Source organism: Paenibacillus sp. MABNR03, assembly GCF_050455445.1.
In the GTDB taxonomy this organism is placed as follows: domain Bacteria; phylum Bacillota; class Bacilli; order Paenibacillales; family Paenibacillaceae; genus Paenibacillus; species Paenibacillus xylanilyticus.
The window spans coordinates 1136908-1157398 of the sequence record NZ_JBCIYR010000002.1 but is presented as its reverse complement, the minus strand read 5'-3'; the positions used below and the strand labels follow the sequence as shown (position 1 = coordinate 1157398).

Below are 20491 nucleotides of genomic sequence, written 5' to 3'. Positions count from 1 at the left end.
TTTTTGAAAAATGTTTTTTTAGCGAATTCTAACAGTCACCTGATCACGAAATAGGATCAATCCATACCCGGGAAATTAAGCTGTCGTAATGCCTCGTACACGATAATCGCAGCCGAATTGGACAGGTTTAACGAACGAACATCCCCTGTCATGGGCATTTTCATACAAGTATCCGGATTAGCAGCAATCAGTTCGGGAGGCAGCCCTTTGGTTTCTTTGCCAAAAACCAAAAAATCTCCATCCTGGAATGTAAAATCGGTATATCGGTTCTTCGCCTTCGTGGTTGCGTAAAAAAAGCGTCCTTCAGGGTATTGCTCCTGAACCTCAGCGAATGAATCATGATATTCAATGTGAACTGCATGCCAGTAATCCAGGCCAGCCCGTTTCAGGGTAGCATCATCCGTCCGGAATCCGAGCGGGCGAACCAGATGCAGATGAGTGCCCGTAGCCGCGCATGTGCGAGAAATATTGCCGGTATTCGCGGGAATCTCCGGTTCAACCAGAACGATATGCAAAGCCATATGTGTTCAATCTCCTTTACATTCATGTATCTGTTGTATCTGTTGCAATCCTCTAATTCTAAAGAAAAGCCTCCCACACGTCAATGTGGAAGGCTCTGGAAGGGCTTAGATGTGAATGCTAAGGTTCATCATCTTGTCCCTTATCAATTATCCATTTGTTTGCTGAAAGTGGCTCATAAAGTCTGTCAGTGCCTTAACACTTTCATAAGGAGCTGCATTGTAGATGGAAGCACGAAGGCCCCCAACGCTGCGGTGTCCTTTCAATCCAACGAACCCTTCCTGTTCGGAAGCTTTAATAAATTGTTTCTCCAATTCTTCCGAAGCAAGGCGGAACGTCACGTTCATCAGGGATCGGTCTGCAGCATCCACACAACCACGATAGAAGTCCCCAGAGGAATCAATCGTGTTATAAAGCAATTCCGCTTTTTTGATGTTCTTTTGCTCGATACCCTTCAGTCCGCCTTGTTCTTCAATCCATTTCAAAACCTCATTCACCATATAAACAGAGAAAGAAGGCGGGGTGTTATACAGGGAATTGTTTTCGGTATGGATACTGTAACGAAGCATCGTTGGAATCGTTTTTGGTGATTCTTTTACCAGCTCCTCACGGGCAATCACCACGGTAATTCCGGACGGTCCAAGGTTTTTCTGTGCACCCGCATAAATCATGCCAAACTGATTAAGATCGAATGGTTTACAGAAGATATCACTCGACATGTCAGCAATTAGCGGTACAGATCCTGTATCCGGGAAAGACTTGAATTGCGTACCCTCGATCGTCTCATTGGATGTCAAATGCACGTAAGCGGTACGATCAGGCAAACTCAAATTGGATACATCCGGCAGTTTCATGTATTTATCTGCTTCGGAAGAAGCCGCGATGTGGGTTTCACCAATCAGCTTCGCTTCAGACAACGCCTTTTTGGCCCAGCTGCCCGTCATTACGTAACTTGCAGTTTGGCCAGCCCCGAGCAGGTTCATCGGCAGCATGGCGAACTGTGTGCTTGCTCCGCCCTGAAGAAATAGAACCTTGTACCCCTTCGGATTGCCTAGCAGCGACAATAAGCGCTCCTGAGCTTCATTATGTACGGACTCGTACACTGCCCCACGGTGTGACATCTCCATAATCGACATGCCTGTATTACGAAAATCAACAAATTCTGCTTGCGCGCGCTCCAAAACCTCAAGTGGCAGTGCCGCTGGTCCTGCATTAAAATTATACGCTCTATTTGTCATTTTTCCCCCACCCTTTCCATCCGTAGCTTACATATGAAGTGAATATTATCGCTATGATATCAGTATTCCCCATCCGCTTCAAGGGCAATAAGCACTGAAGCCACCGATTAGGGTTATCAAATTACTTTATCACCCTGCAAAGTTAACGCACTACATCACCCATTCATGGAAAAGCCTCCGAGAGCGAGTCCCGGAGGCTTTTATTTTGGGAACAGAATCTGTTCCGACCGGATTAGCAGTCGAAGTAGAGGCTGTACTCGTGCGGATGAATGCGAATCGCCACTGCTTTTGCTTCATCACGTTTGAGGTTGATGTAGTTCTCGATGAATTCTTTGGTGAATACGCCACCTTCAGTCAAGAACTCGTTGTCCGCTGCCAGTGCATCAAGTGCCTCTTCCAGGGAAGCTGGTACGCTGCGGATGTTTTCTTTGTCTGCATCTGACAAGTCATAAATGTTCTTGTCGAGCGGACCATATCCAAGCTCAGTTGGATTGATTTTGCGTTTGATTCCGTCCAGACCCGCCATCAGCATTGCAGAGAATGCCAGGTAAGGGTTAGCTGTGGAGTCAGGCGTACGGAATTCGATGCGACAACCTTTAGGTGTCACGGCTGCAACCGGGATACGTACTGCTGCAGAACGGTTACCTTTGGAGTAAACCAGGTTTACCGGTGCTTCGTAACCAGGTACAAGACGCTTGAATGAGTTCGTACTTGGGTTAGTCAAGGCGATCAGAGCCGGTGCGTGGTACAGAATTCCTCCGATGTAGTGCAGAGCCATTTCGCTTAGGTTCGCATATCCCGCTTTGTCATAGAACAATGGGGAATCACCATCGAAGATGGATTGGTGAACGTGCATTCCGCTACCATTATCACCGAACAATGGTTTCGGCATGAATGTAGCTACTTTGCCATATTGACGTGCAGTGTTGTGCACGATGTATTTGTATACAAGCAGGTTATCTGCTGTTTTCTTCAATGTATCAAAACGGAAGTTGATTTCGGCTTGACCGGCTGTTGCCACTTCGTGGTGATGACGCTCGATCGACAGGCCAGCTTCTTCCAACAAACGACACATTTCACTACGAATATCCTGTTGTGTGTCGACTGGTGCCACTGGTACATATCCGCCTTTAGTGCGAACTTTGAAGCCCAGGTTGCCGCCTTCTTCCTTGCGGTTCGTGTTCCATGATGCTTCTTCGGAATCAACGTAGTAGGAAGAGCTGTTCGTGCCGCTCTCATAACGTACATCGTCGAAGATGAAGAACTCGGATTCAGGTGCGAAGAATGCTGCTGTACCTACTCCGCTCTCTTTCAGGAAAGCTTCAGCTTTAACAGCGATGCTGCGTGGGTCACGCTCATAACGCTCGCCATCTGGTGTAAAGATATCGCACATAACATTCAATGTAGGGTGTGCAGTGAACGGATCGACATAAGTCGCTTCAGGATCTGGCATCATAACCATATCGGACTCTTCAATTCCACGGAAACCTTGGATAGAAGAACCGTCAAAAGCTACTCCATTTACGAATGTGTCTGCATCAACAGCCGAAGCTGGCAACGAGATGTGATGTGCACGACCAGCTAAATCTACAAAACGAAAATCTACCCACTCGATGTTGTTCTCTTGAATTGATTTCAATACGTTTTCAACCGACATGTATTCGTCCTCCCAAATATTCCGAACAATAAACAACCCCACGAAAGAAAATGTCCATATTCGAATTTTTTTCTGTCGTCATTATAAAATCTCAAACATGACATCGTCAATACTTATGTAAGGTATTTTTTGCGAGTATGTTAGCTATACTCACATTTTATAAATACCAAAACTTCATATAACAACGAATTTATATAGCATTTAATTGAGTTAATGCGGTAAAGTGACTGATTTAATTTCCTAAAACATGGGAAAAACATTACATCATAAATGTTTCTTATCACTATTGATTAATAAATGCATTCAGCAGCCCCTTGATATGAAAAACCGGACATCCCCCACTTCCATTCACTAAGAACGGAAACATGGGAAATGCCCGGGTATATTCACAATATTCTTGAAAATTAAACGCCTACTCTTGCCGGGAAAAACTCAGCCGGTTGTTTGGTCGTATTAAACGTTTTGCCCACAATTGGGGCTAGTTTCTCCAGATCCTGCAGCAAGTTGGCAAATTGGTCAGGGAACAGCGATTGTACCCCGTCACCGGTCATGGAATTGTCTGGATCTGTGTGCATCTCAATAATCAGTCCATTGGCACCAGCAGCCACTGAAGCTTTCGTCATTGGTTCTACCAGCTCACGGCGTCCTGTGCCGTGGCTTGGATCCGAAATGACAGGGAGATGGCTAAGAGACTGCAGCACAGGAATAGCCGACAGATCGAGCGTATTGCGAGTATAGGATTCAAACGTACGAATGCCACGCTCGCAGAGCATTACATTAGGGTTACCGCCAGCAAGAATATACTCAGCCGCATTCAACAGCTCATCGTACGTCGCACTGAAGCCGCGTTTCAACAATACCGGTTTACCGCATTCACCCAGCTTACGAAGCAAATCGAAGTTTTGCATATTCCGAGTACCGACTTGCAGAATATCCGCGTACTCCGCGCAAATATCAACGTATTCCGGTGTCATCACTTCCGTGATGGTCAGCAGGTCATGTTTCTTGCCAGCTTCAGCCATCATGATGAGCCCTTCTACACCTGTGCCCTGGAAGCTGTAAGGACCTGTACGTGGCTTAAATGCACCACCGCGCAGTACCTGGCCACCAGCAGCTTTAACAAGACCAGCAATTTCATCAATTTGGGCAGCGGATTCTACCGCACATGGTCCACCCATAACGACGAGTTCTTTTCCGCCGATATCCACTCCCTTAATGGAAATGACTGTATCTTCAGGGTGGAAGTCACGGCTGGCCAGTTTGTAGGACTTCGAGATTCTTACGACATTCTCTACGCCCTTCATTTGACGAAGGTGCTCCTGCATTTTGGGTTCCACTTTACCAATCAATCCGATAATGGTACGATCCTCCCCGCGGGAGATATGCACCTGAAGTCCTTCCTTTTCAATCACAGCGACGATATCCTGAATCTGTTCCTCTGGTGTTGCTTTACCTGCAATAACGATCATAATTAATTCCCATCCTTCCTTGTATAAGAGCACCTAACTGTTTCGATGTGCGTCTGATTATAAATAAAGTTCTGTCGCGCTTAAACGCTTGTTCGCTTTTAAGCTTTTATCCACTAAAGTAAATATATCATAGTCTGCCTTTCTCGTCAAGATAACTGTTCGTCCACCAAGTACAAAAAAACCTGTGCCGCAACCCAAAATTCGGGCTGAAACACAGGATTCCTCGTTGTTCATTTAAGTTGTACGTGTCTTCTCCCGCACAGGAGGCAGCAGCTTGCTCATGTTGACCGTACGTTTAATTTCCCACGTCTCCGGCTGATCATGCTCGTATTGCTCTAGATAACTGATGACTTCCTTCGTAATCGGTGTCGGCGTTGAAGCCCCGGAAGTGACAGCTACCTTGTTCACGCCTTTCAGCCATTCCTGCTTGATCTCGGACACATCCGATACCCGGTAGGCTGTTACACCCGCAATTTCTTCCGACACTTGTGCAAGCCGGTTCGAGTTGTTGCTGCGCGGGTCACCCACAACGATGACCAGATCAGACTGACCCGCCTGCTCTGCCACAGCTTCCTGACGAACCTGTGTAGCGAGGCAAATTTCGTTGTGAATTTCCGCTCCTGGATACTTCTCCAACAGACGGCTCATGATGTGCTTGATATCCCATTGGCTCATTGTCGTCTGGTTGGTGATGAGAATTCTGCCAGATGGCACATTCAGTTCATCAATTTCTTCTTCCTTCTCGATCAAATGGACCTGGTCTGGTGCCACTCCAACAGCACCCTCAGGTTCGGGATGGTTCCTTTTTCCGATATAGATGATCTGATAACCTTCAGCCGTCTTCTCTCGAATAAGGTCATGCGTTTTGGTAACATCAGGGCATGTTGCATCTACTGTAGTCAGCCCTTTGTCCCGTGCCATCTTGCGTACCTCAGGAGATACTCCATGAGCCGTAAAGATCACTGTACCGCTCTCCACCTGACTCAAAATTTCAATCCGGTTTGGACCGTCCAATGTAATGATACCCTCATCTTCAAAGGAATCCGTCACATGTTTGTTGTGCACAATCATACCCAATATATATATAGGCCGTGGTAGGTCCAGATTGCGTGCTGCCTGACGTGCCAAAACCATGGCATCCACAACTCCGTAACAATACCCTCGCGGCGAAATTCGCAGTACTTCCACTTGGTTGCCACCCGCTTTCTTTTTCGGCACTAGCTGCCGATGTAATTGCAGTCCAGTCTATTATACCTTTATTCGATAGGTGGAGCAAAGACAACCGGCATCCAGACGATGAAAGTTGTTCCTTCACCGCGTCTGGTTACTACCTCAACGGAGCCCTGATGTTCCTCAATAATCCATTTGGCAATGGATAATCCCAGACCAATGCCCGGTGTAGCTCCGCGAGATTCATCCGCACGATAGAAACGATCGAAGATAAACGGTACCTCATCTTTATCCATCCCTATTCCTGTATCACTGATCCGGAGACCAACCTGACCTTTGTATAGAATCGCATCAAGCGTTACCGAACCGTCCGGTGTGTACTTGAATGCATTTTCAATAAAAATAAAGAGCATCTGTTGGAGATAGTCCTTGCTGCCGTTTACATATATCCCATTCAAAATGGACAAATCGCCCACCCGCCACTCCGCCTTGTGGTCAAGGAATTGGGAACGACGCGCAACCTCCTGCACCAAAATCTGCAGCGGGATAGGATTAAGCTCGATCTTTTGTCCAGTGTCTGCTCTCGCCAGTGACAGCATGTCGCTAATCAGCCTGCTCATGCGTTTGCCTTCATCCGCCATGTCTTCAATCGCTTCAAGCGACATCGCCTTGACGGTCTCCTCGTCCAGATTCGGTCGATCGTTACCTTCTTGATCCCATAACTTTTTCAGGAAATCCACATTCCCCCGAATGGTAGTCAGCGGTGTACGCAGTTCGTGCGAAGCATCCGATACGAATCTGCGCTGGGCAGCATTCGTCTCCTCCAGGCCGCGGAAAGAAAGTTCCGTCCGTTCGAGCATGTTATTCACTGTTTCAATTAAACGGCCGATTTCATCCTTGGGACCGGTATACTGTATCCGGACACTCAGGTCATCGCCTGATTGAATCTGATTGGCTGCATCTATGACATTCACAAGTGGACGCATCGATTTGCGTGCTAGAATGAGACCTGAAGTTATGGCAAGGGCCATAGCCACAAGCCAGCCAAAGATCAAAATGTTAAGCAGTGCTTCAAGCAATCGTTCCTGTGAGCTCACATTGGCACCGACCTGAAGAAGCCCTCTGATTTCATTGGTTCCCGAAAGAGACAAGGGCTGCTGATTAACCAGAAAAGGAGTGCCATTCACGTAAATCTTGGATATTCCGCGTTTTTCAAGGATTTCATTCGTCTTCAAAACCGGAAATTGGATGCGAACCTTCTCCATGTTCCCGGAGATTTTGCCCGACTGGCTCTGGTAATCCCAGAGTTGAATATAAATTTGAGCTTCCTGCAGCTGACTCTCGGTAAACGGGTCCAAATCAAGCGTTTGTGATAACGGGTTAACCCCGATCTGGTCCGTAATTCGTGCACTCTTCGACTTCAGCTGCTGTTCGACTTCCTGATACGTATTGAAATAAACAAAGGCATAGATTACGACACCCCAAAAAATAAGCACAGCTGCCAAGATGCCAGAATACCATGCGGTTAGTTTTAACCGAATGGACATGTCAGGAGTCACCTCTCAGAATATAACCCGCTCCACGAATCGTCTGGATTAAGCGTTTGCCTCCATACTCTTCCGTTTTTTGCCGGAGCATTGCAATATATACTTCCAGAACATTGGACTCTCCGCTGTAGTCATAGCCCCAGATTTTATCCATGATCAGATCACGAGAGAGCACTCTTTTTGGATTTTGCATAAATAAATTCAATAATTCGAATTCCTTGGCTGTCAGTTCAAGACGCTGTCCGTCGCGCATTACCTCGCGAGAATCGTTGTCGAGAATGATGTCTTCATACACGAGCCGGTTGTCCGGCGTATCTGCGATGTCCGATTTGCGGCGCAATAATGCGCGTACGCGTGCCAGCAATTCTTCGAGTGCGAATGGTTTTACCAAATAATCGTCCGCGCCTGTATCCAGCCCGGTAACCCGGCTCTGAACCTCATCCTTGGCTGTTAACATCAGTACAGGCACCTTGCTGCCCGCTTCTCTTAATCTGCGGCATACCTCAAATCCATCGATTTGGGGCATCATCACATCCAGCACCACCACATCCGGTTCCTTATCCATCAGTTTACTGAGGCCTTCAGCCCCGTTGGAGGCTGTCTGCACCTCATAACCTTCAAATGCCAGCCCCCGGCGGAGCATGGACACGATTTTTTCATCATCATCGACAATCAATATAGTTGAGCGCATGGTCTTTCTCCTTTATCCTCACGTTTTATTCCCATTGTAACAGGCACTAGCACAATCTGCATCTTGAAACGGTTTTTGCTGTTCACCTCTTCCAGTCATCTTCAACATCCGTCTCATGTGGGACAAAAAAAGCGAAAGGGCCCTCAAACCCTTCCGCTCTTTTGAACCTTCTGATTACCACTCTTAATTATGGTTGTGTTTGCTGCTGTTGTTCAGATGTTTGTGAAGTATCATAATCGTTTTTGTTGCCAATTTTAATTTTGATATCCATCTTCTTGCCATCACGAACAACATTCAGTGTGACTTCGCTGCCGATCTCCTGCGTTTTGATGAAATCAATCAGGTCTTGGCTTGTGCTGTAGGCTGTTCCATTCGCACCAGTGATAATATCATAGGCACGCAGATCGGCTTGGTATGCCGGAGATTGATAGATGGTGCTGGCTACGACAGAACCTTCAGTGATATCTGTTCCCATTTGTTTCGCCACTTCTGGCGTCAGAGCCATCAGAGATGCACCAATGAACGGTACAGGCTCTTTTGGAACCTCTTTGTTTTCTTTCAAATATTTCACTGCATCCGAGATCACAGTCGAAGGGATGGCAAACCCGATACCTTGCGCATCAGCGCTAACGGCAACGTTCATACCAATGACTTCACCATTGAGGTTAAGCAGCGGACCACCCGAGTTACCCGGGTTAATGGATGCATCGGTTTGCAGCAGGTGGCTGTATTCGCGAGTTTTGCCTGTTTCTTCGTCCGGAATGCTAATCGTACGTTCTTTGGCACTCAGTACACCTGCAGTAACGGTATGTTCGAATCCTTCGGGGTTACCGATGGCAACGAGCCATTCACCAACTTGTGTGCTGTTCGAGTCGCCAAGCGGAGCAACAGGGAAATCTTCGTCACCGCTGTTTTTCTCGATTTTCAATACAGCAAGGTCCAGATCGAAGCTGCTTCCAAGCAGTTTGGCTTCGTATGGTTTGCTGTTGTTCTCCAGTGTAACCTGAATGACATCTGCTCCCTGAATGACGTGCTGGTTCGTCAGGATATATCCTTCTTTGTCAAAGATAAATCCGGAACCGATACCCAGAGGAACAAGTTGATTGCTTCCTTGTTGCTGCTGTTCGCTTTGCCCTTGATTGCCCCCATTGCTTCCATTACCGAAGAAGTATTGGTACAACGGATCACTCATCGTCGATCCACCTTGACTTCCACTGCGTGTGGATTGTGTAGCCAGCGTTTCAATTTTGACAACCGCAGGACTTGTGCTCGTGACTACGGAAGATACATCCTCTTTGCCCGTTGGCAGGAGCGATGCTGTTACATTGTTGCTGCTGCCCGTATTCGTAGAAGTTGATTCCTTGGCTGTGCTTTGATTTTCTGCACTTGTCAACGCTTCCTGTGGTGTGAACATGTTCGTGCGGTCTGCCGTGTACATTAATACCGTAATGACCAGCATCCCCGCGATAAAAGAGAACAAAAGTGATCTGACCGAGGAACGCGGCTTGCGATTGTTATAATTCCAGTTTCCATTGCCGTTTTTGCCACCATTTCCGCTATCTCCGCCGTTACCAGAACCGTTACCGCTGCCTCCATTGCTGCGGCTAGCCTGGTCCGTTGATCCATTGTTGTAATACATCGGAAGCGGCTTAACAGGCTCCGGTCTCGTAATCTGTACGTCGCCTTCTTCACGGTCGTTATGATTCACATGACTGCTTGCTGTATCTTCCTGATTCACGGACTGAAAAGGTCCATAAGAATAATAGTAGGAGGATTCGTCCGTTCCGGATGAATTGCGGTTCTCCGCTTGTTTTGTTTGATTTTCCTCGTCTTGACGGTTCGGTCTGTAATTACGTTCGTCCATGCTTTCTACCTCCCAATCTCTTCTTCGCAAGAGATATTCTTTAACTGTCCTTATTTTGTACTTTAAACCTTAACCGTACCTTAAAAACAATTAAAAAGGAGATAAAAGCACGCAATAATAGAACATTTTTCCCGTTAAATCAGCATTTTAACCCTTGTTCTTCACCCAACCCTGACGATGAGCATAAATAGCCAGTTGTGTTCGATCATCCATTTCACACTTCATGAGCAGGTTGCTTACATGTGTTTTGACGGTTTTGATACTTATATGTAGTTCTTCTCCGATATCTTTGTTGGTTTTGCCTTCTGCAATCAATAAAAGGACTTCCTTCTCCCGTTCGGTCAGACCAGATTCGCTCTCTCTTGCTGTGCGCTGCCTGATGCCACGGGTCAAAGCCTGGGACACGTCCCCTGTCATCACGGGCATTCCCCGATAGGCTCCCTGAAGAGCATAGATCAATTCTTCAGCGGATACGGTCTTCAGGACATAGCTGACGGCTCCCGCTTCAATGGCCTGCACGACCAGATCATCTTCGAGGAAACTGGTCAACATCACAATCTTGGACCCTGGAAATTCACCCATGATGGCTTGCGTAGCCTCAGCACCGTTCATGACAGGCATCATCAGATCCATCAAAATGAGATCCGGCATCTCTTCCTTATTCAGCTTGCGCAGCTGGTTAAGCGCGTCCTGTCCATTACCCGCTTCTCCCATCACATGAAATGTGGGCTCAAGCATAAGATACGTTTTCAAACCCATTCTCACCATATCATGGTCATCTACAATCATTACATTCACTTTTCCGTTCATTCCGTTTCCCCCTCTGGTTCATTCGGGAATTTCGGGATAAGCACCCGTACTGTCGTTCCCGCTCCCGGTTTCGATATAATCTGGACCTGCCCGCCAAGCTTCTCTGCCCGCTCACGCATGGTGGACAATCCATAGGACCCCGGCCGCTCAGTTTGCTGCATGAAGCCCTGACCGTCATCACTAATGCTCATGCTGATCTGATGTTCACTTTCCCGGATGGACAGACTCACAAGCCCAGCCTCCGCATGTTTAACCACATTGGCAACAGCCTCTTGAATAACAAGAAACAGCTGGTGCTCGATGGCGTCCGAGACTCCGCCATCCAGTTCCAGCTCCTTCACGCCTTTTAATCCATTCTGTCTGCAATAATCCGGAAACCAGCTGTCCAGCGCCTCAGCGAGATTCCTTCCTTCGAGTTCTACCGGACGAAGCTGCGCAATCAAACCGCGCATCTGCCGCTGTGCAATATGCGACATCTGGATTAACTGGTCAAGCACCTTTTGCCCGTGTTCCGGATTCATCTCTAATAACCGTGGCAAGGAAGAGGCAGACATGTGCATGGCGAACAGCTGCTGGCTAACCGTATCATGCAGATCCCTCGCCATCCGTCTGCGTTCTTCAAGCACGGCACGTTCGGAAGCTTGTTCTTTCTCAATTACTTCCTGCTCCCCAAGGCGCTGGAGCAGTCTCATTTTTTTCTCAATCGAATCCATCATGACATTGAACTCCTGGTATACTCTGCCGAACGAGGCATCATCTGCCTCAGGCATGCGAACCGCCAGGTTACCCTTGGATACTTTAAGCATATTCAGATCCAGAAGATCAATTTTGCGCTGAAGCCGCAGAGCAGCAATATATCCGGTAATTACGGTTGCCAGCACGACCACAGCAGCATACGTCCAAGCGCGCTGGCGCCCCGTACCCATCAGCACCTCTCCGTACAGCAAGTAGAACCCACCCAGAGTAATTAGCCCGGTCAGGGCAAAATACATCATCAGCTCCCACTTGTTGGCCTTGAGAATCGTTCGAATCATGTGTTAACCCACCTTATTTACTTTGACATCTCCGATAAATACACTTACAACGATCCGTACCTTTTTTCCTGCTTCGCGGTAATGAGAAGTTTCAGCCTGAGCGCTGCTTAGAAACCCACCCCGTTTTTGGTTCAACAGCGACATATCTCCAATAAACGAGTTAGTGGTGACGGTTACACCAAGATCCATATCTTCCGGCACAAATACTTTCACATCCCCAATAAAAGAGGAAATGTTGATCTTGGTCTCGCCATAAGGGATTTGCGCTTTCGTCAAGTCAATAACCGTGTCGCCGATAAACGCCGAGATATTCATTGGTTTAAGGGAGAACACTTCCTGTCCCATGTAGAGGTCACCGATAAATGCTGATTTGTTAATGGTATTTCTGTTGCCGTAATCTTCATATTCACTACCGTATCCGCCATCACCATAGTGGTTTCCATACCCGTTACCATCCGGGCCATGAGAATGAGAATGATGCTTTTTCTTATGCTGATGTCCGTGATGCGATTCACCTTCAGGCCCAGTCGAGTAAGAGTCAAAGGGATTATCCTTCTTCTCCTGTTTCGGCTTGCCAAAAGTCTTCTCGAATTGTTCATCAAAAGATGAAGGCATCTCTAAATCCTCGGAAGACAACGGCTTGTATGGTTCCGGCGGTGGAGGTGGCTGCATTTTGTCTTGATGTTTGCGATCACGGCGACGTGGTCCGATCAGGACAAACAATCCGCCCCCAATCAACATGATTGGAATGAGATACCGGATGAACTCACCCATGGAGTAGTTGATCCAGCCCAGGTTACGTGACAGAAAGTACCCACCTATAGCCAGCACAATGACAGGGCCAATGAATGCGTACCCGCCATTACGCCGGATTTCGGTCACTCCTTTTACCCCCCACCAGATCAAAAACAACGGCCAATATGTTCTGAATATATATCCTATATCAATGTCATAACCCAATTGCCGAAACAAAATGATTGCGCCAATCGCAATCAGAGGTATGCCAACCCACCAGCGGTCCCGCGTAGATCGTTTCATCGCTCATGTCTCCTTCGTCTGTATTCTGTATCCAGTGTACCTCAGAGGAGTGTTCGTTAACAGCGGCGGCAGATGGAATTCATCTCGGTCTCGAGACTGAGGCGTGAGGATTTTTATGTAAATGGATCAAAAATAAAACACCCTGGAGCATTAGCTCCAGGGTGGTGAATACTTCTATTTATTTCTGGAATTTACCTGCACGGCCGTTTTGGCCTGTTTGTCCAGTGTTTTCTACACCGAACTCTGCATTGTATTTTTCATCAGGTGTTTGGAAATTTTCTTGTACTTTATTTTGCTCGGATTGCTTCACTTTGCTTGCCGCAGTTTCTTGGCCAAACTCAGCATTGTACTTCTCGTTCGGCGTTTGGTACCCTTGTCCTTGTGTTCTTTTAGCCACAACGAATCACCTCTCTCTTCATATTTACGCTGCACTGCTGCTGCGCGGGGTTCGTCCCCAGTCAGTATTATGTGAAGAGAGCACTTTAGTTATTCATCCTTTAACATGCCAAATTAAACGGCCTTGTCCAACCACGAATCCGGCACAGATTTATATACATCGATCGCTTCGGACAACTCATCCAGCATCTTTTCCGTGCATTTTCCGTCACCCTGTTTGATCACCTGTACCTCGACGTCCTTTTTGCCCCATTCCTTATATACTTGCTTCGTTGTCGGAAAATAAAGATCAATTTTATTGCCCTTAATGGCTGAACCTGTATCCGCAACAATGCCGTAACCATATCCGGGAATGTAGAGAATGGAACCCAGAGGAAACAATTTGGGATCGGCAGCAATGGTTGACACCGTCTCCTTGTCTCTTCGCACCTTCACTCCTGAGTAAGTAATTCCATATTGAGGATGCTTTGGTCCTTTTCCTGTTGACTCCACACCTGCCGTATAACCAGTCGCTGTCACTTTCTGAGTTCCCAGCACCTGTTCCGAACGTGGTGCCATGACAGGCATTGAAGGATCCAGTACCACCTGCTTGCCCGGGACCTCGGGCTTCGGAATGACAATGGGCTGTGGTGACCACAATAAAGCCATATAGACCATCGTCGTGACCTGTGCCTGATCACTGTATTCATAATCGTGGATGGATCGTTCTGGCTGATTTCCAATATGCTCCGCTGTTGTTGATAATACGCTCTGCCGTTTGTCCACATGTAGCACTGCGCTTTCCTCTTCGAATGTATACGCCCCTGCCTGATTCCAAGTTAAGATTAATCCGATGGATACGGCACAACTTGAGATCAGAACCCGTAAAAGTTTTGTTGTCATTGTGTACTGCTTTTTCATTTGAAAACCTCCCCCTTACTGCAAAGGTTTTCCAAAAACCAAAGTTGTTATACACATGGCCGATCACAGGTGTTTTCAGTAAAGGGGCGACAGCGAAAAACCGCCTGCACATGGTGTAATACCCATGTTCCAGACGGCCTTCAATCAAAACGTATACTTATACTAAGCGTGTGCTAATTTCTTCTTTCAATTGAGCTACGATTTCGTCTACCGGTTTCATGCCGAGATCTCCTTCTCCGCGTTTACGCACGGATACCGATTCAGCACTGCGTTCATTCTCACCAACGACAAACATATAAGGCATTTTCTCAAGCTGTGCCTCACGGATTTTATATCCGAGCTTCTCGTTCCGCAGATCAGCTTCAGCCGAAATTCCAGCACGTTTCAGTTTTGCTTCCACTTCGCGTGCGTAATCGTCGAAGTTTCCGGATACCGGAATGACTTTTGCCTGAACTGGGGAAAGCCACAGCGGGAATGCGCCCGCAAAGTTCTCCAGCAAGAATGCAGTGAAACGTTCCATCGTACTGATTACGCCGCGGTGGATAACGACCGGACGATGTTTCTGTCCGTCATCTCCCACGTATTCCAGTTCGAAGCGTTCTGGCAGCAGGAAGTCCAGTTGTACTGTGGACAACGTTTCCTCCTTGCCCAGTGCTGTTTTGATCTGCACGTCGAGTTTTGGACCATAGAACGCTGCCTCACCTTCTGCTTCATAGAAAGGTAAGTTAAGTTCTTCCACAACTTCACGCAGCATGCGCTGGGACATTTCCCACATCTCATCGTTCTGGAAATATTTCTCGGTATCCTGCGGATCACGGTAAGACAGACGGAAACGATATTCATGAATACCAAAATCCTTGTAAACCGTTTGGATCAATTCAATAACACGAGCGAATTCTTCCTTGATCTGATCCGGACGACAGAAAATGTGTGAGTCGTTCAAGGTCATCGCACGAACACGATGCAGACCTGTCAGAGCACCAGACATCTCGTACCGGTGCATCATGCCAAGCTCGGCAATCCGAATCGGCAGGTCACGGTAGCTGTGCATACTGGACTTGTACACCATCATATGGTGCGGGCAGTTCATTGGACGGAGAACGAGTTCCTCGTTATCCATAACCATTTTCGGGAACATGTCTTCTTGATAGTGCTCCCAGTGTCCAGACGTTTTGTACAATTCCACATTACCGAGAACTGGTGTGTACACGTGCTGGTATCCAAGGCTTTCTTCCAAATCCACAATGTAACGTTCCAACGTACGACGGAGTTTGGCTCCGTTTGGCAGCCAGATTGGCAGACCTTGTCCAACCAGTTGGGAGAATGTGAACATTTCAAGTTCTTTACCCAGCTTACGGTGATCCCGTTTACGTGCTTCCTCGAGGAAGTGCAAATGCTCATCCAACTGAGCTTTTTTCACAAAAGCTGTACCGTAAATACGCTGCAGCATTTTGTTTTTGCTGTCTCCACGCCAGTAAGCACCCGCAACGTTCATCAGTTTGAACACTTTGATTTTGCTAGTCGATGGTACGTGAGGACCACGACACAAGTCGAAGAATTCACCTTGCTCATAAATAGTGATCACGCTGTCTTCTGGCAAGTCACGAATCAACTCAAGTTTGTAAGGATCGCCCACTTCTTCGAACGTTTTGATCGCGTCCTCGCGGCTAACTTCCTTACGCACAATTGGCAAGTTCTCGTTCACAATACGTTCCATTTCCTTCTCAATCTTTTGCAGATCTTCAGGATTGAGCGGGTGTTCGAGGTCCATATCATAGTAGAAACCATCTTCGATGACCGGGCCAATGCCGAGGCGTACCTCTTTGTTACCATATAAACGTTTCACTGCTTGAGCCATCAAGTGAGCTGTACTATGACGCATCACTTCAAGTCCTTCTGGTGAATCCAAAGTTACGATCTCCACCAAGGCTCCTTCGTGAAGTTTGGTGGACAAGTCAACTACGATTCCATCCAGCTTGCCTGCTACGGCGTTTTTGCGCAATCCGCTGCTAATGGATGCTGCTACGTCCTCAATACTGCTGCCATCGGCATACTCACGTACCGAACCATCCGGTAGTTTAATGTTAACTGCCATTTGTCTCATTCCTCCTGTTAATGTAACCTACGTCCATCATCATGTTAATGGACTGATGATCTATTGCTATTCCTGCACTTTGTTTGCAAAGGAACGCAAAAAACACCCGTCCCGGCAAAGGGACGAGTGTTGTATACTCGTGGTTCCACCCTAATTCAGCTGCTTCATTCTATAGTGAACGTACAGCCCTCATTGGCATGACGGTAACGGGCATGACCCGGCATATCCTTACTCACGGACCACTACCTTATTAAGGTAACATTCCTCCGTTTTCAAAACTGCAGCTACAAAGGGGTAAACCAAACGTGGCATCTGGAGGAAATTTCAGCCTGGTTTCCTCTCTCTGCACCGACCGTGCGTATGGTCCTTGTCTTTGTCAACGCTTTTGCTTGTTGGTTATTGGTTATATCTTATCCATAAAATACGTTCCATAATTCATGGATCAACAGTTATTATAATTGCCGAGATCACTTGCGTCAAGGCCTGACAGCAAACCGGAACGAAGCACTTCACATTCCGGACAGTGATGGCATATTTGCACCTTGTCCTCAAAGATCTGGCGAATCGTAGATATAATCGGCAGATCCGGTGTGCGAGTATGCAGCATTACTTTTTCAGGAGATATCGATATCAGTGTGCTTACAATCATGTCTTCAATATCCATTTCAAGCTCAAGACCCGGCATTTCCACTACGACTTGTTCATCTTTTTGCACAGGGAGCGGATTCAGCCCCGCATCCAGTACCTGAAATTCATGTGAACCTTTGTGTACCAGATGGACAAGCGGAACTTTAGCTTCCTGAAAGAACACGAAATATTTTAACAATCCCATAAATTCTTCGTATTGACGATCCATCCAAAACTCATCCAGAGCGTATTCCACCAGTTCGTGCAGCTCTTGCTTGTATTGCTTCATCCGAAAGTGGAGAATGCCCTCGAGATGAAAAAAATGAACCTCCTCCAAATCATGTCTGAGACCATTCGCGAGCGTTAAGCGGCGCTTTTCGCGAAGTCCGGGCTGATCCAGATCGCCATTGAAAAGCAAGGGCATACAGATCCGATTCACCTTTTCCACCTCATATTCGTCCATGACAGAACAGGCTTTGGAAATCATGTTTTCTACAATGGAGCGCTCCCGGGTATCCATAATAAAATCAGCCAGTCCTTTGGCAAGCAAATCACTGATTTGGGGCAGCCACTGTTGAAATTCAGCATGATTTTCATTCCCTCGGCATACCCAGGCTGCTTTGCCATCATTATGTTTGAAGGTGAGCCTGAAACCTCTTTTGCTTATATGTAAACCTTTGGTTTTTTCTTTGATGCAACGATAAAATTGATCTGCTTCCTCCTGCCCTGATACATCGGTCCATACGGCGAACAGCTCCACAAGAATCACTCCTTTCCTTCCTGTTCAAAGTATATGGCAAGGCGGATGGGGATATACGAAGCGGATTGATGGAAAGCGTGTCATGATTTCTCAGTATATTTGTAAAGGGGTTTGGAGTTACGACAAAAATGTGTTATTATTTTGATAACAGTATGTTTCACGGAAAAGGGGGGAAGCCAAAATGAGACAACAACCAAGAATGCTCCGCAGTGCTTTAATCATCATTTTGTGTTTGTTCCAAGCGTTGTGCTTCCCTATTCCGATGCAGACAGAATCCGCTGTTGGTGTTTCCATTGATGCCACTTCCAACAAGGAAGTGTTATTGCAAATACCCGAGGCTCAGCAAAAACCTGCCATCCGCAAATATTCACAAGTGATGGTCAAGCTGATTGCAGTGACGAATAACAAGCCTGTATTTTTGGTGCTTGCCTTGTTGCTGATGCTGCGAATTCCTACTCCGCGTCTGCCCTTTAAACCGTTGATTTGTCTGTTTAAGCGCAGATTATTTCTGCTACCCATTAAATTCACCAGTATGTATTTGTCCCTCGCCCCTACTGCACCGAGATACGTAAACGCTCTTCGCTAGGCGTTGCACCGTATGTTTGGTCGCCATGCATAGAGACACCTCTGTCCAAATAGACGGTGTGCTTGTGCATAACTCATAACCCTTTCAGCAAACGTTAAATAACGACAGATTTTATTTATTAACGATATTGTATTTGTTATGTCCACTTTTGTTCAAATTTCAATGTAAACGGCTGTGTGTCAGGAGTACCTGGCTCTGTTTGCCCGCATCATTTAATGTTCCTTTCAAATACAGATCATTCTATTTTCGGGAAATAAGCCTGTCTCCTGTGGCCAGCCCTCAATTTAAGGAGGCACACTAACCATGGATGTACGCGAAACTGATTTGCCGGGAATCGGCAAAAAATTTCAGGTGGAAACGAGCAGCGGAGATAAAATTGTGATCATTATTCATGATGACGGACGTCGGGAAATGTACCATTTTGAATACGACGATCCCGATCAAAGCATCTCCATGATCACGCTTGATGATTATGAAGCCAGACAAATTGCCGCTATCGTTGGCGGATTGACTTATAAGCCAAAACAGCTGGAGAACATTGAAGTTACATTTGACGATCTGATTATCGAATGGTACAAAGTCGAATCCTCCTACGGAAGTATCGGCAAATCCATCGGTGAATTGGATGTACGTCAAAACTCTGGGGCAACGGTTATTGCCGTTGTAGAGAAAAACCACAAAAAACATATCAGCCCCGGTCCTGAGGTCGTGATTACTGCTGAATCAACAGTTGTTGCCGTTGGCGAACGCAACCAGCAGAAACTCTTCAAATCCCTCCTCCTGACCGGAAGGGGGTGAGTCGATGGATCATCTGATTTTTGAAGTGGGTCTGGCTCTCGTGCTTATTGCAGCGGCTGGACTCTTATCAGCCAAATTACGTTTTTCGGTCGTCCCGTTTTACATTCTGATCGGGATGGCCGTTGGGCCACATGCCATGAAAATATGGCATTTGGACTTCCGTTTTATTGAAAGTCAGCCTTTTATCGAATTTATGGGCCGGATCGGAATCCTGTTCCTGCTGTTTTATCTGGGACTTGAATTCTCGGTTGGTCGTCTGATCAAATCGGGTAAGTCCATTGCCGTCGGCGGTTCGATCTATATCGCGATTAACTTTACACTCGGATTGATTTTCGGATTTGCATCCGATTTCCCTCCTGCTGAAGCACTTGTTATTGCAGGGATCACAACCATATCCTCCAGCGCCATCGTAGCCAAGGTGCTAGTTGATTTGAAACGTACGGCCAACCCGGAAACGGAAATGATTCTCGGCATTATCATGTTTGAAGACGTGTTCCTCGCCGTGTACATCTCCATCCTGTCCGGATTGGTACTCAGTGATTCATCCTCTATCGGAGGTGTCATCGTATCCGCGCTTGTTGCACTTGGATTCATGCTCATTGTTATCATTCTCGGTCGCAAAGCGACACCACTGCTCAATAAATTGCTTAAAATACGCTCCAACGAGCTGTTTTCCCTTGTGATTTTCGGTGCATTGTTCCTTGTAGCCGGGTTCTCTGAAACCATTCACGTGGCTGAAGCGATTGGTGCGTTGCTGGTTGGTCTGGTCCTTGCGGAGACAGAACATGCCAAACGGATTGAACATCTGATTCTGCCGTTCCGTGACTTTTTCGGAGCCATCTTCTTCTTCAGCTTCGGATTGTCCATTGATCCGCTGTCCCTTGGTGGCGAAGCCGTATGGCTGGCATTGATTGCTGTTGTCATTACTCTATTTGGTAACTTCCTGGCAGGCATGCTCGCCGGGCGCAGTGCAGGACTGTCTCCAAAAGCTTCTGCCAATATAGGATTAACCATTGTATCCCGTGGTGAATTCTCGATAATCATGGCCAATATGGGTAAAGCTGGTGGACTTTTACCGCTTCTCCAGCCGTTCGCCGCGCTATATGTACTGATTCTGGCCATTCTTGGACCACTGCTGACGAAAGAGTCCAAACATGTGTTTAAAATATTGGATAAAATATTCAAGTTCAAAGATCCTCGGAAAAAGAAAGAGGAACCGAAGGTTTTACAGAAAGAAGGATAACACCCGTGCCTGTGCAGAATAGGCATGTGATCGTAACCAGCGGCTCTTC

Annotated in this window: 18 protein-coding genes; 3 read left to right on the top strand and 15 right to left on the bottom strand. The window is 46.9% G+C overall.

Annotation, left to right across the window (positions count from 1 at the left end; all coding sequences use genetic code 11):
- Nucleotides 1-56: 56 nt before the first annotated feature.
- From trmL to AAIH57_RS14015, 15 genes are all read right to left on the bottom strand, one after another.
- Complete coding sequence (trmL, locus tag AAIH57_RS14085) at nucleotides 57-521, bottom strand: tRNA (uridine(34)/cytosine(34)/5-carboxymethylaminomethyluridine(34)-2'-O)-methyltransferase TrmL (protein ID WP_175399552.1); 465 nt, start codon at nucleotides 519-521, stop codon at nucleotides 57-59.
- A gap of 147 nt (nucleotides 522-668) precedes the next feature.
- Nucleotides 669-1757 (bottom strand): 3-phosphoserine/phosphohydroxythreonine transaminase, encoded by a 1089-nt coding sequence (gene serC / locus AAIH57_RS14080; protein ID WP_430022019.1) that lies wholly within the window; start codon nucleotides 1755-1757, stop codon nucleotides 669-671.
- 232 nt (nucleotides 1758-1989) lie between these two features.
- Nucleotides 1990-3414 carry a type I glutamate--ammonia ligase gene (gene glnA, locus AAIH57_RS14075; RefSeq protein WP_095288270.1) on the bottom strand — a complete coding sequence of 475 codons (1425 nt, stop codon included), beginning with the start codon at nucleotides 3412-3414 and terminating at the stop codon, nucleotides 1990-1992.
- Nucleotides 3415-3818: 404 nt separating this feature from the next.
- Nucleotides 3819-4883: a 3-deoxy-7-phosphoheptulonate synthase gene (gene aroF, locus AAIH57_RS14070; protein WP_175399549.1), complete on the bottom strand. Its 1065-nt coding sequence runs from the start codon at nucleotides 4881-4883 to the stop codon at nucleotides 3819-3821.
- 234 nt (nucleotides 4884-5117) lie between these two features.
- Nucleotides 5118-6071 carry a 4-hydroxy-3-methylbut-2-enyl diphosphate reductase gene (locus AAIH57_RS14065; protein WP_175399548.1) on the bottom strand — a complete coding sequence of 318 codons (954 nt, stop codon included), beginning with the start codon at nucleotides 6069-6071 and terminating at the stop codon, nucleotides 5118-5120.
- A 68-nt stretch (nucleotides 6072-6139) separates the two neighbouring features.
- Nucleotides 6140-7600: a sensor histidine kinase gene (locus tag AAIH57_RS14060; protein WP_175399547.1), complete on the bottom strand. Its 1461-nt coding sequence runs from the start codon at nucleotides 7598-7600 to the stop codon at nucleotides 6140-6142.
- A 1-nt stretch (nucleotide 7601) separates the two neighbouring features.
- Nucleotides 7602-8291 (bottom strand): response regulator transcription factor, encoded by a 690-nt coding sequence (locus tag AAIH57_RS14055; protein ID WP_175399546.1) that lies wholly within the window; start codon nucleotides 8289-8291, stop codon nucleotides 7602-7604.
- Nucleotides 8292-8478: 187 nt separating this feature from the next.
- Nucleotides 8479-10155 (bottom strand): S1C family serine protease, encoded by a 1677-nt coding sequence (locus tag AAIH57_RS14050; protein WP_430022018.1) that lies wholly within the window; start codon nucleotides 10153-10155, stop codon nucleotides 8479-8481.
- Nucleotides 10156-10302: 147 nt separating this feature from the next.
- Nucleotides 10303-10965: a response regulator gene (locus tag AAIH57_RS14045; protein ID WP_175399544.1), complete on the bottom strand. Its 663-nt coding sequence runs from the start codon at nucleotides 10963-10965 to the stop codon at nucleotides 10303-10305.
- Nucleotides 10962-11999, bottom strand: coding sequence for a HAMP domain-containing sensor histidine kinase (locus AAIH57_RS14040; RefSeq protein ID WP_175399543.1), 1038 nt, complete (start codon nucleotides 11997-11999; stop codon nucleotides 10962-10964). Before AAIH57_RS14040 ends, AAIH57_RS14045 begins: the two co-directional genes overlap by 4 nt.
- A gap of 3 nt (nucleotides 12000-12002) precedes the next feature.
- The gene (gene liaF / locus AAIH57_RS14035; RefSeq protein WP_430022017.1) at nucleotides 12003-13037 is read right to left on the bottom strand and encodes a cell wall-active antibiotics response protein LiaF; all 1035 of its coding nucleotides are present in this window, start codon (nucleotides 13035-13037) and stop codon (nucleotides 12003-12005) included.
- 178 nt (nucleotides 13038-13215) lie between these two features.
- Nucleotides 13216-13434: a hypothetical protein gene (locus AAIH57_RS14030; protein WP_430022016.1), complete on the bottom strand. Its 219-nt coding sequence runs from the start codon at nucleotides 13432-13434 to the stop codon at nucleotides 13216-13218.
- A 113-nt stretch (nucleotides 13435-13547) separates the two neighbouring features.
- Nucleotides 13548-14333 (bottom strand): 3D domain-containing protein, encoded by a 786-nt coding sequence (locus tag AAIH57_RS14025; protein ID WP_430022015.1) that lies wholly within the window; start codon nucleotides 14331-14333, stop codon nucleotides 13548-13550.
- A 157-nt stretch (nucleotides 14334-14490) separates the two neighbouring features.
- Complete coding sequence (gene thrS / locus AAIH57_RS14020; RefSeq protein ID WP_175399540.1) at nucleotides 14491-16428, bottom strand: threonine--tRNA ligase; 1938 nt, start codon at nucleotides 16426-16428, stop codon at nucleotides 14491-14493.
- Between the two features lie 442 nt (nucleotides 16429-16870).
- Nucleotides 16871-17824, bottom strand: coding sequence for a putative sporulation protein YtxC (locus AAIH57_RS14015; protein WP_175399539.1), 954 nt, complete (start codon nucleotides 17822-17824; stop codon nucleotides 16871-16873).
- 172 nt (nucleotides 17825-17996) lie between these two features.
- On the opposite strand from AAIH57_RS14015, the gene AAIH57_RS14010 reads away from it, so the two are divergent.
- The 3 genes from AAIH57_RS14010 to AAIH57_RS14000 all read left to right on the top strand — a co-directional run bounded on the left by AAIH57_RS14010 (nucleotide 17997) and on the right by AAIH57_RS14000 (nucleotide 20442).
- Entirely contained in the window at nucleotides 17997-18401 is a 405-nt protein-coding gene (locus tag AAIH57_RS14010) for a hypothetical protein (protein WP_175399538.1), read from the top strand.
- Between the two features lie 303 nt (nucleotides 18402-18704).
- On the top strand, nucleotides 18705-19199 hold the full coding sequence (locus AAIH57_RS14005; RefSeq protein ID WP_175399537.1) for a cation:proton antiporter regulatory subunit: 495 nt from the start codon (nucleotides 18705-18707) through the stop codon (nucleotides 19197-19199).
- Nucleotides 19200-19203: 4 nt separating this feature from the next.
- Nucleotides 19204-20442 carry a cation:proton antiporter gene (locus AAIH57_RS14000; protein WP_175399536.1) on the top strand — a complete coding sequence of 413 codons (1239 nt, stop codon included), beginning with the start codon at nucleotides 19204-19206 and terminating at the stop codon, nucleotides 20440-20442.
- The last annotated feature ends 49 nt before the right edge of the window (nucleotides 20443-20491 follow it).

Bases quoted from the DNA above. Each gene is read 5' to 3' on its own strand.
- trmL (WP_175399552.1), bottom strand. From the start codon at position 521: ATGGCTTTGCATATCGTTCTGGTTGAACCGGAGATTCCCGCGAATACC.
- serC (WP_430022019.1), bottom strand. From the start codon at position 1,757: ATGACAAATAGAGCGTATAATTTTAATGCAGGACCAGCGGCACTGCCA.
- glnA (WP_095288270.1), bottom strand. From the start codon at position 3,414: ATGTCGGTTGAAAACGTATTGAAATCAATTCAAGAGAACAACATCGAG.
- aroF (WP_175399549.1), bottom strand. From the start codon at position 4,883: ATGATCGTTATTGCAGGTAAAGCAACACCAGAGGAACAGATTCAGGAT.
- AAIH57_RS14060 (WP_175399547.1), bottom strand. From the start codon at position 7,600: ATGTCCATTCGGTTAAAACTAACCGCATGGTATTCTGGCATCTTGGCA.
- AAIH57_RS14055 (WP_175399546.1), bottom strand. From the start codon at position 8,291: ATGCGCTCAACTATATTGATTGTCGATGATGATGAAAAAATCGTGTCC.
- AAIH57_RS14050 (WP_430022018.1), bottom strand. From the start codon at position 10,155: ATGGACGAACGTAATTACAGACCGAACCGTCAAGACGAGGAAAATCAA.
- AAIH57_RS14045 (WP_175399544.1), bottom strand. From the start codon at position 10,965: ATGAACGGAAAAGTGAATGTAATGATTGTAGATGACCATGATATGGTG.
- AAIH57_RS14040 (WP_175399543.1), bottom strand. From the start codon at position 11,999: ATGATTCGAACGATTCTCAAGGCCAACAAGTGGGAGCTGATGATGTAT.
- liaF (WP_430022017.1), bottom strand. From the start codon at position 13,037: ATGAAACGATCTACGCGGGACCGCTGGTGGGTTGGCATACCTCTGATT.
- AAIH57_RS14025 (WP_430022015.1), bottom strand. From the start codon at position 14,333: ATGAAAAAGCAGTACACAATGACAACAAAACTTTTACGGGTTCTGATC.
- thrS (WP_175399540.1), bottom strand. From the start codon at position 16,428: ATGGCAGTTAACATTAAACTACCGGATGGTTCGGTACGTGAGTATGCC.
- AAIH57_RS14010 (WP_175399538.1), top strand. From the start codon at position 17,997: ATGAGACAACAACCAAGAATGCTCCGCAGTGCTTTAATCATCATTTTG.
- AAIH57_RS14005 (WP_175399537.1), top strand. From the start codon at position 18,705: ATGGATGTACGCGAAACTGATTTGCCGGGAATCGGCAAAAAATTTCAG.
- AAIH57_RS14000 (WP_175399536.1), top strand. From the start codon at position 19,204: ATGGATCATCTGATTTTTGAAGTGGGTCTGGCTCTCGTGCTTATTGCA.